This window comes from Vibrio sp. 811, from assembly GCF_033339195.1.
In genome coordinates, this window is record NZ_JAWOUB010000235.1 from 1 (window position 1) to 840 (window position 840).

Sequence of the window (840 nt, forward strand, 5' to 3'; positions counted from 1 at the left end):
GTAGAGCTCTGTCTCATCAAAGAAATCGGAAAGTTCGCCAATGCGTCTAAACTTGGCCTGTCACGCACAATTGCCGATATAAAATACATATCAATCCATCTATTAGGATTTATGCACCCCGTTTTTAAAATACCTTCCCCGTCCCACTTTACTTCAGGATAGTCGAGAATCTTTATAGTTAATTCATCATTGGGATTCCTAGCAAGTCGATGATAACAAGCGCCCATTAGAGAAGTTTCGTAAAGACGTAATGTACAAATTTGTTCGTCTTCATGCGAGGTTTGAAACCAGGTATACCAGCGAACCTGGTCAATGGCGAAATCACCAAGACTGACCAGGTTTTCCCGCCGGATTTTAAGGCCTTCTTTCCTTTTATCTAATATTTTATTGATAAATTCTTTCTCAGAAGAAACCCCACTTTCACTCAACTCAGGGTTTGCTTTGCGTTCTACAACTTTACTTTGCATTTTAAATTAGTCCTTTAGAATTAATTTTAAACTCTGCCACCTTTAGTTTTACATCCGATGCATCCCCGTTCTCTTGAATGCTTGCTTGAGTATGTATATATCGAATAGGTATGCCGGATAAAGCTGCATCTTGGATTTGACTTGCTGTTATTTTTCAGTCGTCCCTTCCTTTTTTCAGACATTAGGTTGGTGATTTCTGCAGTGTATTCGATATGCCATATTTCCAATTTTTCTGCTACCCAGCGGGCTGCTACCCCCTTTAGCCTCAACAATGATAATTTCACCTGGTGGTGGCTCTTCCACCTCGTAAACCATATCAAAGTCGCCCGGCTTCGAAATTGAGGTTCCAATATCTTTGGGATGAAGCAGCTTA

Annotated in this window: 1 protein-coding gene and 1 pseudogene; both read right to left on the minus strand. The window is 40.5% G+C overall.

Features of this window, described 5'->3' with window-relative positions:
• The coding region (locus R7Q46_RS26050; RefSeq protein WP_318078065.1) for an Imm49 family immunity protein at positions 1-467 on the minus strand (467 nt) is incomplete at its 3' end.
• Position 468: 1 nt separating this feature from the next.
• Positions 469-840, minus strand: a pseudogene (locus tag R7Q46_RS30865) (hypothetical protein); the annotation flags it as partial.